Here is a 15,205-nt window from a genome sequence, read left to right as displayed (position 1 = left end):
TGATCGTAAGAGTCGGGTGCGCATCTTCGCAGACAGATGCCGACGCGCCAGGCGCCTGACCCCGTCACGCCTCCATGCCCGGGAGGCCCGACGTACTCTGGTCATCGTGCGATTGCAGCGACAGGTGGTGGACTACGCGCTTCGGCGGCGGTCCCTGCTGGCGGAGGTCTACTCGGGACGCACCGGCGTTTCGGAGGTCTGTGACGCCAATCCGTACTTGCTGCGAGCCGCGAAGTTCCATGGGAAGCCCAGCTCGGTGATGTGCCCGATCTGCCGCAAGGAACAGCTCACCTTGGTGTCATGGGTCTTCGGCGAGCACCTCGGCGCGGTGTCGGGTTCGGCGCGGACTGCCGAGGAGCTGGTCATGCTGGCGACCCGCTACAACGAATTCTCGGTACACGTGGTGGAGGTATGCCGCACCTGCAGCTGGAATCACCTGGTGAAGTCGTACGTGCTCGGCGCGGTTCGGCCGCCGAAGGGCTCGCGTCCGACCCGGACCGCGCGCAACGGTGCGCGGACGGCCAGTGAATAGCGAAGGGCGCCATAACCGGTCACCCAGAGATGTCCCTGCGGGGCAGGCTGCTGACGGTGTGGAGGAACGCGAGACGGTGGAAGTCCAACGCCCGCGTCCTCCCCGTAGGCCCGTCAGCCACTTCGACGACCGACGCACCGCCGTCATCCCGGTTGTACGGGACGTCCCCCGGCCGCTGCGCGACCCGGTCGAGGCCGTCAAGGCGGCGCTCGACGGGACGCCGCCGCAGAAGCCACCGCCGCCGGGGCCACCCCGCCGTCCGCCGCCCGGCGGTGGCGGGCCGGGCGGCCGGCCCCCTCGCCGTCTGCCCGCGATGCAGCAGATCAACTGGAAGTGGGTGCGGCGCTCCATCTACGTGACGGTCGCCGTTCTGATCGTGTTGCCGATGATCACGTTCGGCATGGCCTACATGATCGTCGAGGTGCCCAAGCCGGGTGACATCCGCACCAACCAGGTCTCGACGATCCTGGCCAGCGACGGCAGTGAACTCGCCAAAATCGTTCCGCCCGAAGGAAACCGGGTCGACGTCGACATCAACCAGATCCCGGTGCATGTGCGCGACGCCGTGATGGCCGCAGAAGATCGCGACTTCTACTCCAATCCGGGCTTCTCGTTCACCGGCTTCGCGCGGGCCGCCAAGAACAACGTCTTCGGCGGCGACACCCAGGGCGGGTCGACGATCACCCAGCAGTACGTGAAGAACGCATTGGTCGGCTCGCAGCGATCGGGCCTTGGCGGCATCGTGCGTAAGGCCAAAGAGCTGGTCATCTCGACGAAAATGTCCAGCGAGTGGTCCAAAGACCAAGTACTGCAGTCGTATCTGAACATCATCTATTTCGGCCGCGGCGCGTACGGCATCGCCGCTGCATCGAAGGCGTATTTCGACAAGCCGGTCGAGCAGCTCACGGTCGCCGACGGGGCGCTGCTGGCCGCGCTGATTCAACAGCCCTCCGCGCTCGATCCGGCCATCAATCCCGAGGGGGCCTCGGAGCGGTGGAACTGGGTGCTCGACGGCATGGTGGAGATCGGCGCCTTGTCAGCAACTGACCGCACGGCACAAGTGTTTCCGCCGACGGTGCCGTCCGATCAGGCGCAGAACCAGAACCAGACGACGGGCCCGAATGGGTTGATCGAGCGGCAGGTGCAAAAGGAACTGCTCGACCTGTTCGACATCAACGAGCAGACGCTGAACACCGAGGGCCTTCAGGTCACCACGACCATCGACCCCAAGGCTCAATCGGCGGCCGAAGGAGCGGTGACCGACACGCTGGACGGCCAGAATCCGGACATGCGCTCTGCGGTGGTGTCCATCGACCCGAAGACCGGCGGCATCAAGGCCTATTACGGCGGGACGGACGCGCAGGGCTTCGACTTCGCTCAGGCCGGGCTGCCGACCGGCTCGTCGTTCAAGGTCTTCGCCTTGGTCGCGGCCCTTGAGCAGGGCATCGGTCTGGGATATCAGGTGGACAGCTCGCCGGTCGAGGTCAACGGCATCAAGATCACCAACGTCGAAGGCGAAGGTTGCGGAACATGCAACATCGCCGAAGCGCTGAAGCGGTCGTTGAACACCGCCTACTACCGGCTGATGCTGAAGCTGAAGAACGGCCCGTCCGACGTCGCCGCCGCCGCACACCAGGCCGGTGTCGCCGAGAGCTTCCCCGGCGTGGAACACACCTTGTCCGAGGACGGCAAGGGCGGCCCGCCGAACAACGGAATCGTGTTGGGCCAGTACCAGAGCCGCGTCATCGACATGGCCTCGGCCTACGCCACGCTCGCGGCATCGGGGGTCTACCACCGTCCGCACTTCGTGCAGAAGGTCGTCAACGCCGATGGTCAGGTGCTCTTCGACGCGGCCAACGAGGACAACTCGGGAGAGCAGCGCATCGACAAGGCCGTCGCCGACAACGTGACCGCCGCCATGCAGCCGATCGCCGCGTACTCCAGAGGTCACGCCCTGGCGGGCGGACGCCCGTCGGCAGCCAAGACGGGGACCAACCAGCTCGGCGACACCGACGCCAACCGGGACGCCTGGATGGTCGGGTTCACCCCGTCGCTGTCGACGGCGGTGTGGGTCGGCACAACCGACGGCACCCAGCCGCTGGAGAACAAATCGGGATCTCCGGTGTACGGGTCCGGCCTGCCGTCCGACATCTGGAAAGACACGATGGACGGCGCACTGGAGGGCACCGACAAGGAGTCGTTCCCGAAGCCGACGGAGATCGGAGGCTACGCGGGTCCGCCCGCGCCACCTCCTCCGTCGCCGACGCCAACGCAGCCGTCCGAGACGGTGATCCAGCCGAGTATCGAAGTGGCGCCAGGCATCACCATCCCGTTCGGTCCGCCGACGACGGTGCCGAACGCTCCGCCGGGGCAGCCGGCGCCCGACCCGAACGCGGTCGGTGCGCCGGGCACGCCGGTTCCGCCGGGCGTACCGGGACCCGGTCCGCAACCGCCGCTTCCGCCCCCGTGAGCGAGAGCGCAGACAGCGAAGTCGAGCACGGAGTGGTAGCTGAGCCGGTCCGCTCCCCGGTGTCTCCGCTTCCGCTGGCCCTCGACAGGCGCAGTGCCGACAATCGCGATCTGCCCAGCAGGACAGACGCTTTGGCGGGTGCGCTCTCGCAGGTGATCGGTGGACCGGTCGGAAGGCACGCGTTGATCGGCCGGGCGCGCTTCATGACGCCGCTTCGGGTGATGCTGGTGATCGCGGTGGTCTTCCTCGCGCTGGGCTACTCGTCGAAGGCCGCCTGCCTGGTGACCACGGGTTCGGGGACGGCCGATCAGAAGGTCGCCAACTGGCAGAACCAGCGGGCGTACTACGAGCTGTGCTACTCCGACACTGTCCCGCTCTACACCGCGGAACTGTTGAACCACGGCAAATTCCCGTACAAGTCGAGCTGGATCGAAACCGATAGTAAGGGCAAGCCGCAGAAGCAATTCGACGGCAACATCGCCGTGCGGTACATGGAGTATCCGGTCATCACGGGCACCTATCAGTATCTGTCGATGGCGTTGGCGAAGACCTACTCCGCGTTGAGCAAGCTGGTGCCCATCGGGTCGATCGCGGAAGTGGTGATGTTTTTCAATATCTCCGCGCTTGGCCTGGCGCTGGCGTGGTTCGCAACCGTGTGGGCGACGTCGAGACTGGCGGGCAGACGGATCTGGGATGCGGCGCTGGTCGCGGGTTCGCCGATCGTGATCTTCCAGATCTTCACCAACTTCGACGCTCTGGCAACGGCTTTCGCGACAGGCGCCATATTGGCGTGGGCGCGGCGAAAACCGGTGCTCGCCGGGGTATTGATCGGTCTCGGCGTGGCGGCCAAGCTGTATCCGATCCTGCTGCTGATCCCGTTGGCACTTCTCGGCCTGCGGACGGGTCGGCTTCGAGAAGTGGGTAAGACGGCGGTGGCCGCGGTCGTCGCGTGGCTGGTGGTGAACCTGCCGGTGATGGTGCTGTTCCCGCGAGGCTGGTCGGAGTTCTTCCGGCTCAACACCCGTCGCGGTGACGACATGGACTCGCTGTTCAACGTGGTGAAGTCGTTCACCGACTGGCAGGGCTTCGACACCGGGCTGGGGCTGTGGGAGCCGCCTAAGATTCTCAACACAGTGGTGTTCGTGCTGTTCCTATTGTGTTGTGCCGGTGTCGCTTACATCGTGCTGACTGCGCCGCAGCGGCCGCGGTTCGCACAGGTGGCGTTCCTCGTCGTCGCACTGTTCCTGTTGACGAACAAAGTGTGGAGCCCGCAGTTCTCGTTGTGGCTGGTGCCGCTGGCGGTGCTCGCGCTGCCGCACCGGCGCATCGTGCTGGCGTGGATGACCGTCGACGCGCTGGTGTGGGTGCCCAGAATGCTTTTCCTCTACGGCGAGCAGAACCGCGGGCTGCCCGAGCAGTGGTTCACCGTCACGGTTCTGCTGCGCGATATAGCGGTGATTGCGCTGTGCGCGTTGGTGATACGGCAGATCTATCGTCCCGAGTTCGACCTGGTGCGCAATCACGGCCAGTTCGACGATCCAACCGGAGGCGTGTTCGATGGCGCGCCGGATCGTCCGCCGGGCTGGTTGCCGAAACGGTTACGGCCTGTGCAGACGGAAACCGAAATCGGCATTCCCGAAGAGAGACCGGCGGCTGTTCTCAACGCGTGATGCGGGTCGAAGACGGCATTCATCCGACGCCGGCGGCGTACGAGGCATGGGCGGCGAAATTGGCCGCGGCTGTCCCGCGCCCTGCAAGTAGCCGGCCTGCTGGCGCTAACCGCAGCGATTTCGCAGATCAGCAGGGGTTCCTGTAACCTGGGCCAGTTGCCGACGCAGGCGACCCTCCTGCCACGGACACGCCGCGGCCGACTAGCCCATAGGAGGTGATGAGGTCCTCATGCGTCCATACGAAATCATGGTCATCCTCGACCCCACCCTTGACGAGCGCACCGTCAGCCCGTCGCTGGAGACGTTCCTCAACGTCATCCGCAAGGACGGCGGCTCCGTCGACAAGGTCGACATCTGGGGCAAGCGCCGGCTGGCATACGAGATCGCCAAGCACGCCGAGGGCATCTACGCCGTCGTCGATGTGAAGGCGGAGCCCGCGACCGTGTCCGAGCTCGACCGTCAGCTCAACCTGAACGAGGCCGTGCTGCGGACCAAGGTGCTGCGGACGGACAAGCACTAAAGGCTGCCGGTAGTCGGGGTGGCTGCGTAGGCTCGCCCACGACAACCACCGCCCTGCGATGAGCGCTCGCGTGGAGAGCGGACACTACTGCCCAGGAGGACTTCGTGGCTGGTGACACAATCATCACCGTCGTCGGGAATCTGACCGCCGACCCCGAACTGCGGTTCACCCCGTCCGGCGCTGCCGTCGCCAACTTCACGGTGGCGTCCACTCCGCGGATCTTCGACCGGCAGAGCAGTGAGTGGAAAGACGGCGACGCACTGTTCATGCGGTGCAGCATCTGGCGCGAGGCCGCCGAGAACGTGGCCGAGAGCCTGACCCGCGGTTCGCGGGTGATCGCGCAGGGCCGGCTCAAGCAGCGTTCCTACGAAACCCGTGAAGGCGAGAAGCGCACCGTCGTCGAACTCGAGGTCGACGAGATCGGGCCGTCGTTGCGCTATGCGACCGCCAAGGTGAACAAGGCCAGCCGCAGCGGCGGCGGTGGCGGCGGATTCGGGAGCAGCGGCGGTGGCGGAGGCGACCGCAGTGGCTCTCGCGGCTCCGAGCCCAAGGACGACCCATGGGGCAGCGCTCCGGCGTCCGGATCGTTCTCCGGCGGCGACGACGAACCGCCCTTTTAGAACCAACAAAATAGCAATTGAGAAAGAGATAGAGACATGGCCAAGGCCACCAAGCGGCGTCCGGCTCCAGAGAAGCCGGTCAAGACCCGCAAGTGCGTGTTCTGCTCGAAGAAGGGGAAGGGGCAGACCATCGACTACAAGGACACCGCTCTGCTGCGGACCTACATCAGCGAGCGAGGCAAGATCCGAGCCCGTCGCGTCACCGGCAACTGCGTGCAGCACCAGCGCGACATCGCTATCGCGGTGAAGAACGCCCGCGAGGTCGCGCTGCTGCCGTTCAGCTCGGCGACCCGCTGAGCCCGCAGGACGGAAGGAAAGTCTGAACAGATGAAACTGATTCTTACGGCCGAGGTCGATCACCTCGGTGCGCCGGGCGACACCGTCGAGGTGAAGGACGGCTACGGGCGCAACTATCTGCTGCCGCGCGGACTGGCGATCGCTGCCAGTCGGGGGGCCGAGCGTCAGGCCGATGCGATTCGCCGGGCCCGCGAGATCAAGACGGTCCGCGGCATCGAGCACGCCAACGAGCTGAAGACCGCGCTCGAGGGTCTGGGCACGGTGGACCTGCCGGCCAGGACCGCCTCCGACTCCGGCAAGTTGTTCGGCTCCATCACCGCCGCCGACGTCGTCGGCGCCATCAAGAAGGCGGGCGGACCGAATCTGGACAAGCGGACGGTGCAACTGCCGAAGGGTCACATCAAGACCCTCGGCACGCATCCTGTAGCCGTACGGCTCCATCCCGATGTGGATGCCGCCGTTTCGGTGAACGTCGTCGCCGAGTCTTAAACACCAGCGTCAATTGGCGGCGTGAGGGCCTAAACCGCCTTCGCGCCGCCGTTGCTGTATTTCTGGCGAACTGTAATTCGGCTTATCCGCCCAGCGAAGCTAACCTGCCGTTAACCTCGGCGGCGCTGACCCGAAACACAACACGCCCGGGAAGGCAACCCGGCCCGACACGCCGAAGAAATTGTCATCCACAGATAGCTCACACCCTTGTGGTCCGCTTATCTGCAGGGATGTGGCAGACGTCGCCGTCCGTCCACAGGTTCTCCCCAACGCCTCAACACGGGTGGGCGTAGATATCCACACCCCATTCACAAGTTCATACACAGGGTGGCTTTTGGACCGCTCCAGCAACGTCTAGCGTTGGCCGTCGCAAGCGGTTCCGGCGTCGGGAGGTTGTGCCCGTCGGAGGCCTCGCTTACAGTCACGGTAGCGACTTTCGAACATGCGTTCGACCGACTTGAGGGGGGTGGGGCCGCCGTGGCTGTCGTGGACGACCGTGGCCGTTCGGCTTTCGACGACGCCCCTCCCCGCTCTGAGGACTTCGGTCGCCAGCCGCCGCAGGACGAGGCCGCAGAACAAGCCGTACTCGGCGGGATGCTGCTGAGCAAGGACGCCATCGCCGACGTGCTCGAGCGGCTGCGCCCCGCCGACTTCTACCGCCCCAATCACCAGAGCGTCTACGACGCGATCCTCGACCTCTACGGCCGCGGCGAACCCGCGGATGCGGTGACGGTGGCCGCGGAGTTGGACCGGCGAGGTCTCCTGCGGCGGATCGGCGGCGCCCCGTATCTGCATACGCTGATCTCCACCGTGCCCACCGCCGCCAACGCCGGGTACTACGCGGGCATCGTCGCCGAGAAGGCACTGCTGCGTCGGCTGGTCGACGCCGGCACCCGCGTCGTGCAGTACGGCTACGCCGGCGCGGATGGAGCCGACGTTGCGGAGATCGTCGACCGGGCGCAGGCCGAGATCTACGACGTCACCGACGGCCGCACGTCCGAGGACTTCGTGGCTCTGGAAGACCTGTTGCAGCCCACCATGGACGAGATCGATGCGATCGCGTCGCAGGGCGGCATTTCGCGGGGTGTGCCGACGGGGTTCCTGGAACTCGACGAGGTGACGAACGGTCTGCACCCCGGTCAGATGATCGTGATCGCCGCGAGGCCGGGGGTGGGAAAGGCGTTGTCTCTGGATACGCCCCTGCCGACGCCGACGGGGTGGACCACGATGGGCGAAGTCGCGGTCGGGGACGAGTTGATCGGCGCTGACGGTAAGCCGACGCGCGTCGTGGCCGTTACGGATGTGATGCACGGACGACCCTGCTATCGGGTCACCTTCTCGGACGGCACCGAGATCATTGCGGACGCTGCGCACCAATGGCTGACCGAAACGAGGGCGTCGCGGAAGTCGGCACAGGCCGTGCGTTCCACCCAGGAGATCGCCGAAACGTTGCGATGCGCCGCTGCGGACCGCCGATTGAACCATTCCGTGGTCAACGCCAAGCCGATACAGGCTCCGGTCGCGGAACTTCTGGTGCCGCCCTACACGCTGGGAACGTGGCTTGGCGACGGTACGACGGCGGCCGCTCAAATCACGTCCGCCGATCCCGAGATAGTGATGCGCATCGAGGCCGAAGGTGCCAAAGGAACGCTGCAGGCGCGGTTGCGGACGCTGGGCGTTCTTGAGAACAAGCGCATTCCGCTCAGGTACCTGCGTGCATCCGAGGAACAGCGGCGGGCTCTGCTCGCAGGCCTCCTCGATACGGTCGGTACAGTCACCGCCGGCGGCGCCATTGAATTCTCGGTGACGAGCCACCGGCTCGCCTCAGATGTCGCCGAGCTGATCGTCGGCCTGGGCTACCCGAGCCAGACATCGACCAAGCGGGTGAAGGGCCGCACTACGTCGACTTCTGTGGCGTTTAAGATAACTTTCTCGACCGACGATGAGGTCTTTGCTCTCACGCGAAAGGCGCTGGTGCACAAGGATTGTCGTGCAAGTACTGGCGCGACGAGCTCGAATTCCAGGCTGATCGTCGACGTAGAAGCCATTGACAGTGTTCCGGTGCGCTGCGTGCAGGTGGATAACTCCGACCACATGTACCTCACGAGCCGCGCGATGGTGCCGACACACAATTCGACCCTGGGACTGGATTTTTTGCGGTCGTGCTCGATCAAGAACCGGATGTCGAGCGTCATCTTCTCGCTCGAGATGAGTAAGTCCGAGATCGTGATGCGGCTGCTGTCGGCCGAAGCGAAGATCAAGCTAGCGGATATGCGGTCGGGCCGGATGAATGACGACGACTGGACACGGCTGGCTCGGCGAATGAGCGAGATCAGCGAAGCGCCGCTCTATATCGACGACTCGCCGAACCTGATGATGATGGAGATCCGCGCGAAAGCACGAAGGCTCAAGCAGAAACACGACCTGAAATTGATCGTCATCGATTATCTACAGCTGATGACATCCGGCAAAAAGGTCGAGTCGCGCCAGCAGGAAGTCTCCGAATTCTCCCGTCAGCTCAAGCTTTTGGCGAAGGAGCTGGAGGTGCCGGTGGTCGCGATGAGCCAGCTGAACCGCGGTCCGGAGCAGCGCACTGACAAGAAGCCCATGCTGTCGGACCTTCGTGAATCGGGAGCCATCGAGCAGGATGCGGACATGGTGATCCTGATGCACCGCCCGGATGCCTTCGAACGCGACGACCCGCGCGGCGGCGAGGCCGACCTGATCCTTGCCAAGCACCGCAACGGCCCGACCAAAACCGTCACGGTCGCACATCAACTTCACCTGTCGCGCTTTACCAACATGGCCAAGTAGTAAATTGGCGTAATAAAGTAAGGATGAGCAGCAGCCGCCAACAACCAAAAAGCGTGCCCACAACAACAACAACGTATCGTCCTCCGCCCGTCGGCGCGTGCCTGGGCGCGCTCGCTCAATCGTGACGCGGCTTCTCGAAGACGACCGCCCATCACTGTCGCATAAGGAAGCCGGTCCGCAGCATCGTCATTGCGGCGAGCAGTTTCGCTCACCAGTGGTGCGCGGCGACTATCCGTCCTGTTCGGCCGCAGGGAAATCGTGATGTTCACCGATGTTTGTGTGCGAATATTGGACTCTTGTTGTTTCCAACAGCAGCGAGATCGACGTCGTCGTGGCTGCGCTTAATGTGCAGCTCGTCACCCCTTACTACGACGTGTTGGGTGGTTCGTTTCGATGGAAGAGCTCATTGGAGACGGCCACCGTCTCTTGGTCGGTGTGCTCAGAGAGCGACTACAGCAGATCACGGATGGCGACACAGCCCTTCCTCGCATCGTTTTGCTTGAGGGGCCAGCCGGTAGTGGGAAGTCGAGGGTAGTCCGCGAACTCTACCGATCACTTCGCCTGGACCGTGACCCCGATGGGTATTGGCCACAGATCGCGGAGGGAGGTGAAGGTGCGGCTCACAGCCGTGACCCCTTGCCGGCCCGGAAGCGAATAGGACCGGACGTACGGGGATTCGAATGGCCGCCAAACGCGGTACCGGGGTTCGCTTGGTGGCAGTTGCAGTGCGAGCGCATGCAGACTGGCGACGCAATTGATGTGATTGCACAAGTTCGTCCCGAGATCGAGACGCACTTGGTGCCGGTCATGTTGGCGTGGAACCGGGTGTCGTCAGTGAAGGACAAAGCCATCGCCGAGGTGGCGCGGGCCGATGTGGAGTCGGTGCGAGAGGCTTTCCTAAAGGCCGGTTTCACGCGAGCCAACGAGGTCTTGAAAGAATTGGCCGGGTTCGCGATCCCAGGGCTCGGGGGGATGGTCTCCGGCGGGATCACGGGTTACAGATGGCTGAAAAATCGTCGAGAACTCAAAGAGGCAGAGCGAAGCGAGGTCGACCTTGGCGCAGATGTCCTTGTGCGCCGAGCATCTCTAAGCCACGAGGTCGCTGCTCTCATCGTTGGCGCTGCTCACACCGAATTGCCAGCAATCGTGGTCGTCGAGGACATCCACTTCATGAGCACCACAGTAGGCGACTTGCTCGACGCCGTCTCTGGCCAAGGCCCGAAACGACCGGTGTTAGTAGTGGCCACAGCATGGCCGGAGAGCCGCGAAGCGCCCATCTATGCTCAGTGGCGCGAAAGCGCGCTAGCCGGCGGGCGCGCGGAGATACACCACATGCCTTCCCTCACAGAAGGTGAATTGCGAGAAATCGTGTTGGCGTACGCGCCGCAAACCGCCACCGATGTGGCGACGCTTGCCGTTCGACGGCATCCGAATCCGCTGGCGCTGGAAGCGATCCTGGGAAGTCCGCTAGTGGAACGCGCTATTGCCACAAACGGCGGCGCGCTACCAATCGAAGCGATCAACGTATATCCGCAGAGTCTTGAGGGCATATATCGGGATAGATTTCGCGAACAACCCGCCGACCGCCAGTTCGCCCTCGCGATAGCTGCCGGCGCTCTTCCAGAAACCGCACCAGCCCAGCTTTGGCCCTTCCTACGCACGGTCGTGGCCGACGCCGTCGAGCGCTGCCCCGACATCGCCAACCAGCGCGACGCAACCCTGCAAGGTCTTGAGGCAGCATCCAGCACCGGTGCATGGCTGGTGGACGATGGCGATGGCGACCGCTTCCGTGAAGCGTTACAAGTGCAAGTAGCTAACCACCATCTTGTGCAGGAAATTCTGCTGCCAGACGCACACCGAGCATTTCGTAACGCGGCCACCACGGCCTTAGCCGACTGGATCGATACCGCCAGAGGCGACCGGCTCATCGTCGATACATCCGAGAAGTCGCTCCTAGTCAGCCGCTGGCTGCTCGAGATGCCGCCCATCGGCGCCCAACGCCCGTTTACCTTCCTCGCCGCCGCATACGAAGTTGCTGAGCAACTGGCGCACAGCTACCAATATTCGCAAGCAGCACAGCTGTTGACGCCGTACATAGAAGCTGGCACGGAGCATGGCGCTGACGTCAGTAATGAAGACTTTCTTGAAATGCGGGCGACACAGGCCGATTGGTTCGGTGACGCGGGCTTGTTCAAAGATGCAACCGCTCGATTCCGCGAGCTGGTCAATGAGTCCGCACGAGTTCGCAACCTAGACGACCCCGATGTCCTTGCGCTACGTCGGCGCCTCATCCTATGGCTCGCCGAGTCCGATGAACTTCAATCCGCGGACGCGGTTAAGGAATCCGATGAGCTCCTAGCCGACTGCCGACGGGCTCTGGGCGCCGATCATGAGACGACACTCAGCACACGTCACGACCGCGCCTGCTGGCTCTGCAACACCGGTGATTTCAGAGAGGCGGCCAACGAGTTGCAGGAAGTGCTGAATGACTTTGAACGGCAAGCCGACGGACTCAAAGATGCCGACCAGGGAGCCGCTAGCCGGCGTGAGCACAAGATCCTGACGGCCCGCCAGAACCTCGCCGACGTTCTGGGACGGGCTGGCCGTTTTGACGAAGCGGTCGCCCAATTTCAGCAGGTTCTTTCCGACTACGAACGCGTGCAGGGGCGGGCCAGCGATTGGAACTCGCTCATGGTTCGCGGAAAGCTCGCCGCAACGCTCGGCAAGTCGGGACGAGTAGATGAAGCCCTAAGGATGTTCGACGACGTGGTCAGCGAGCAAATTCGACTAATGGGAACCGCGCATCCGTACACCTTGAAGACACGACAGCTGAGATTTGAATTGACCACAATGTCAGGGGGCATCGATGAAGCGCTTGCCGAACTACCGGGGCTAGTAGCCGACGAAACGCATGTCTTAGGACCTGACCACCGAGCAACGCTCGCGACCCGGAGACTGATGGGTCTAGCGCTCGCTCTTTCCGGCGAGGTCGATGAAGCACTGTCGCAGCTTGGGCTGGTGGCCGACGATTGCATCAAGTACCTGGGTACCCAACACGATGCGACCCACGCCGTCCAACGACTTATTGGCGATATTCAGAAGGAGCGCAATTTCTTCTCCTCCAGTGGTCAAATCCTTAAGATGCTAGCGGATTCCGCGCGCACGCAAGGGCACGACCACCTCAGCACGCTCGAGCTCCGACATGAGCTCGCCTATAGGTATTACATCATCGGGTTGCAACGTGAAGCGGTCCTGCAATGGAAGTACTTACTAGCAGATTGTGAGACCGCCCTTGGACATCAACATGACCTAACTCGCTTTGTTGTTGCCTTCCTAGAACATTGGCAAGAATCGTCATTTGGCGTGCTTGAAACCTATAAGGCGCGTCTGTGGTGACCCGCAGTGGGCTACGCAGGTCGAAGTCCAGCTGCTCATGCTCGCGCGGCGACGAATTAACGCCGAGGCTTGGACTCAGCGGCTCGGCACGCCCACGCCGAGTATCCGTGAGCTCACCACTGCCGCGGTGACCACCGTGAGAACCGGGAAATCTCTCGCCCGAGCCGAATCCGGCGCGTCACCTACGTTAAGACCAGAACTCTGTCCACCGCTTAGCCCGTAGGTCGAGACGGAGCGCAAGAGCTACGGTGCGACCAACTGTCTGCCGACGATCGCATTGGAAGTGGGCCGTAGGAAATGAAGCCGGCCGTGAGCCGCTGACACTCGCAGTCGGTATGGCCTCGGCACGACCGGCGACAACAGCACCGAGTCCGCCTGCAGCCGCAGCACCTTTCCTCTGCGGCGCGGCGGCCCGGTGCTACCAGCCCTGTTGCGCAGCAACAACATTGGCGCACTCAGCAAACACGAAAGGCGTTGCAGCACAACGACCCTCCCCGCCGAAAATATCGAGGTGGGGGCTGGTCAACGACTTGACGAACGTCAGGAGAGTTTTCTACCCCGAGTCGATATTTTCACGCCAGCAAATATAATGCAGCACAACGTATTTCGGATAGACGCGAGAGACGAGCCTTTTCGATGCCGCTGGGCCGATCAACGATGCCAAGGTCCACCTACGGTTCAATCTCCTCGGTGTCATCCATTGCGGCTTCTCACTGGTCCGGAAAGTCAAAGCGAGTGATGTAGAAGGCCGCCCCGGCGTCGGTGTCTTCGTAGGTGAAGCCAATCGTCTCCAGCGATGACGTCAAGGTCGACGCAACGAGTTCCGCTGCAGCGCCCAGGACTTCGCCACTAGTCGTCAGGTCTTCGACCGGAAGGGGCCGAAGGCTGTCCTGTAGGAGAGACCACACGTTGCCGCCGTATCGCTGCCACAGGGGCAGCGCGGCGATCTCGGCGGGTAAGTCCGCGATGTTGGCGTCGTCTGCCCGATGCTGAGCCGTCCAGTAACCGAGCGACGTCCAGAATGGCCCGCACGCGGTGAAGACACCGCGTGCAAGATCCCAGACGGCATCCGGCTCGCCCGATGCCGCCTGGTAAGCGTTGTTGACATCGGCGAGCTGTTTACCGAGCGCCTCCAGCACGTCGGTCACGGCGCCCACCGACGGCAGCTCGGGCTCAGTCAGTTGTACGGCTTGCCACTCCGCCCGGTGTTCATCGCACAGTTTCGCCGCGTTCCCGGCCAACTGTCTGTTGAAATTTCCCTCCACTGCGTCAAAGCCGTACTCGTCGAACCCCGATAGACGCTGGTGCATGACAACGTGCTGTGCTTCGTGGGTGACTGTGCGGCGAATGACCGTCATGGGTTCGGGGTTCAGTATCGGCACGTTGTTCTCGTCGTACGCCAAGAGCCAGCCGGCGTTGATGATTACGTCGATGCGTCCGTCGGGCGTCGCCATGGTGCGGCCGCCCACAAGACCCGATCCGCTTTCAATCGTGTAGGGCACGTCAGGTTGTCTTTTCTGCACCGCTTCCGCGAGATCGACCGGAATGACTAAGGTCACGACAGCTGGATCGTCGGCCAATTCGGCCAGTAGCTCGGCGAGTTCGATGAATCCTCGTTGGAGTGCATCGGGACGGGGGTCCGACCACACCATCTTGGCGTTCTCGGGGTCCCAGTCCTCGAGATCTATTCGGCACTGCGTTGGGGTTGCTCGCAAGACGATCCCGAGCCTTTCGGCGCGACGACGCTCTGCGCGATTGGGCATGGCTTTAGGGCACGCGGACTTCGACGTCGTCGGACCAGTTGAAGATGCGCACCCCGCCATCGGCGAGATCCACCGTCACCGTGTCAAGCCAAGCGTTTTTGTCCGGTTCGCCAGGGGTGTCTGACGGCATCTTCACGGGCCGGTGCTCTACCCGCGCGGGCGGCCGAACCAACTGCCATGCGCTATCGTCCTCGCCGAACACCCTGAGCATGTATGGCTTGTGCGGATCGAGGCCCGATAGGTGGGACGCCGTCATCCTATGCATGAGCACAACGCTAAGTGAACGCTTGTCAGGGGATCGTTATATGACACGGAATTTGAGAACCGACAATCATCATATGAGTAGGAAGCAGCCGTGCCGCCGTCGCGATGAAGTAGTGCTTTGCTGCTGCCGGTTGGTTGTCGCCCGGACCTCGACGGATTGTCCTGGCCGGCAGGCAGGAGTGTGGGTTCACACGTCATTGCCCGAATCTGCAGGAGCTTTGGTTTGATCTGACTCGCAGTCGTTGAGGAATGCGTTGACGTCGGCGGCGAACTCGGTGGCGTGCTGGAACAGGAACCCGTGGGCAGCGTCGGGGTAGATTTTGATCTTGGCTTGGGGAATCAGACCGGCCAGCAGGTAGGAGAAGTGCGG

At 63.2% G+C, this 15,205-nt stretch carries 12 protein-coding genes; 9 read left to right on the top strand and 3 right to left on the bottom strand.

Features of this window, described 5'->3' with window-relative positions:
- Positions 1-106: 106 nt before the first annotated feature.
- From QOC76_RS03685 to QOC76_RS03645, 9 genes are all read left to right on the top strand, one after another.
- The gene (locus QOC76_RS03685) at positions 107-532 is read left to right on the top strand and encodes a DUF5318 family protein (protein WP_526354285.1); all 426 of its coding nucleotides are present in this window, start codon (positions 107-109) and stop codon (positions 530-532) included.
- Positions 525-3,002 (top strand): transglycosylase domain-containing protein, encoded by a 2,478-nt coding sequence (locus QOC76_RS03680; RefSeq protein ID WP_526354283.1) that lies wholly within the window; start codon positions 525-527, stop codon positions 3,000-3,002. Before QOC76_RS03685 ends, QOC76_RS03680 begins: the two co-directional genes overlap by 8 nt.
- A 32-nt stretch (positions 3,003-3,034) precedes the next feature.
- Entirely contained in the window at positions 3,035-4,672 is a 1,638-nt protein-coding gene (locus QOC76_RS03675; protein ID WP_526354343.1) for a glycosyltransferase family 87 protein, read from the top strand.
- Between the two features lie 229 nt (positions 4,673-4,901).
- Entirely contained in the window at positions 4,902-5,192 is a 291-nt protein-coding gene (gene rpsF / locus QOC76_RS03670) for a 30S ribosomal protein S6 (protein ID WP_526354281.1), read from the top strand.
- Between the two features lie 104 nt (positions 5,193-5,296).
- A complete protein-coding gene (gene ssb / locus QOC76_RS03665) occupies positions 5,297-5,812 on the top strand; it encodes a single-stranded DNA-binding protein (RefSeq protein WP_526354279.1) in 516 nt (171 codons plus the stop codon).
- 36 nt (positions 5,813-5,848) lie between these two features.
- Positions 5,849-6,109, top strand: a complete 261-nt coding sequence (gene rpsR / locus QOC76_RS03660; RefSeq protein WP_526354277.1) for a 30S ribosomal protein S18 — start codon at positions 5,849-5,851, stop codon at positions 6,107-6,109.
- 30 nt (positions 6,110-6,139) lie between these two features.
- On the top strand, positions 6,140-6,598 hold the full coding sequence (rplI, locus tag QOC76_RS03655) for a 50S ribosomal protein L9 (protein ID WP_526354275.1): 459 nt from the start codon (positions 6,140-6,142) through the stop codon (positions 6,596-6,598).
- Between the two features lie 477 nt (positions 6,599-7,075).
- Positions 7,076-9,412, top strand: coding sequence for a replicative DNA helicase (gene dnaB / locus QOC76_RS03650; protein ID WP_526354273.1), 2,337 nt, complete (start codon positions 7,076-7,078; stop codon positions 9,410-9,412).
- Between the two features lie 735 nt (positions 9,413-10,147).
- The gene (locus tag QOC76_RS03645; protein WP_526354271.1) at positions 10,148-12,808 is read left to right on the top strand and encodes a tetratricopeptide repeat protein; all 2,661 of its coding nucleotides are present in this window, start codon (positions 10,148-10,150) and stop codon (positions 12,806-12,808) included.
- Positions 12,809-13,518: 710 nt separating this feature from the next.
- Here QOC76_RS03645 and QOC76_RS03640 read toward each other — a convergent pair.
- From QOC76_RS03640 to QOC76_RS03630, 3 genes are all read right to left on the bottom strand, one after another.
- Positions 13,519-14,388 (bottom strand): hypothetical protein, encoded by an 870-nt coding sequence (locus QOC76_RS03640; protein WP_526354269.1) that lies wholly within the window; start codon positions 14,386-14,388, stop codon positions 13,519-13,521.
- A gap of 187 nt (positions 14,389-14,575) precedes the next feature.
- A complete protein-coding gene (locus tag QOC76_RS03635; RefSeq protein WP_526354267.1) occupies positions 14,576-14,836 on the bottom strand; it encodes a hypothetical protein in 261 nt (86 codons plus the stop codon).
- A gap of 186 nt (positions 14,837-15,022) precedes the next feature.
- Positions 15,023-15,205: alpha/beta fold hydrolase (locus QOC76_RS03630; protein WP_526354265.1), on the bottom strand; the 183-nt coding region annotated here is incomplete at its 5' end.

The sequence above is a fragment of the Mycobacterium sp. genome (assembly GCF_032159565.1).
Classification (GTDB): Bacteria; Actinomycetota; Actinomycetes; order Mycobacteriales; family Mycobacteriaceae; genus Mycobacterium.
Note: the sequence above shows the minus strand (reverse complement) of the source record. Positions and strands in the feature narration are given on the sequence as shown.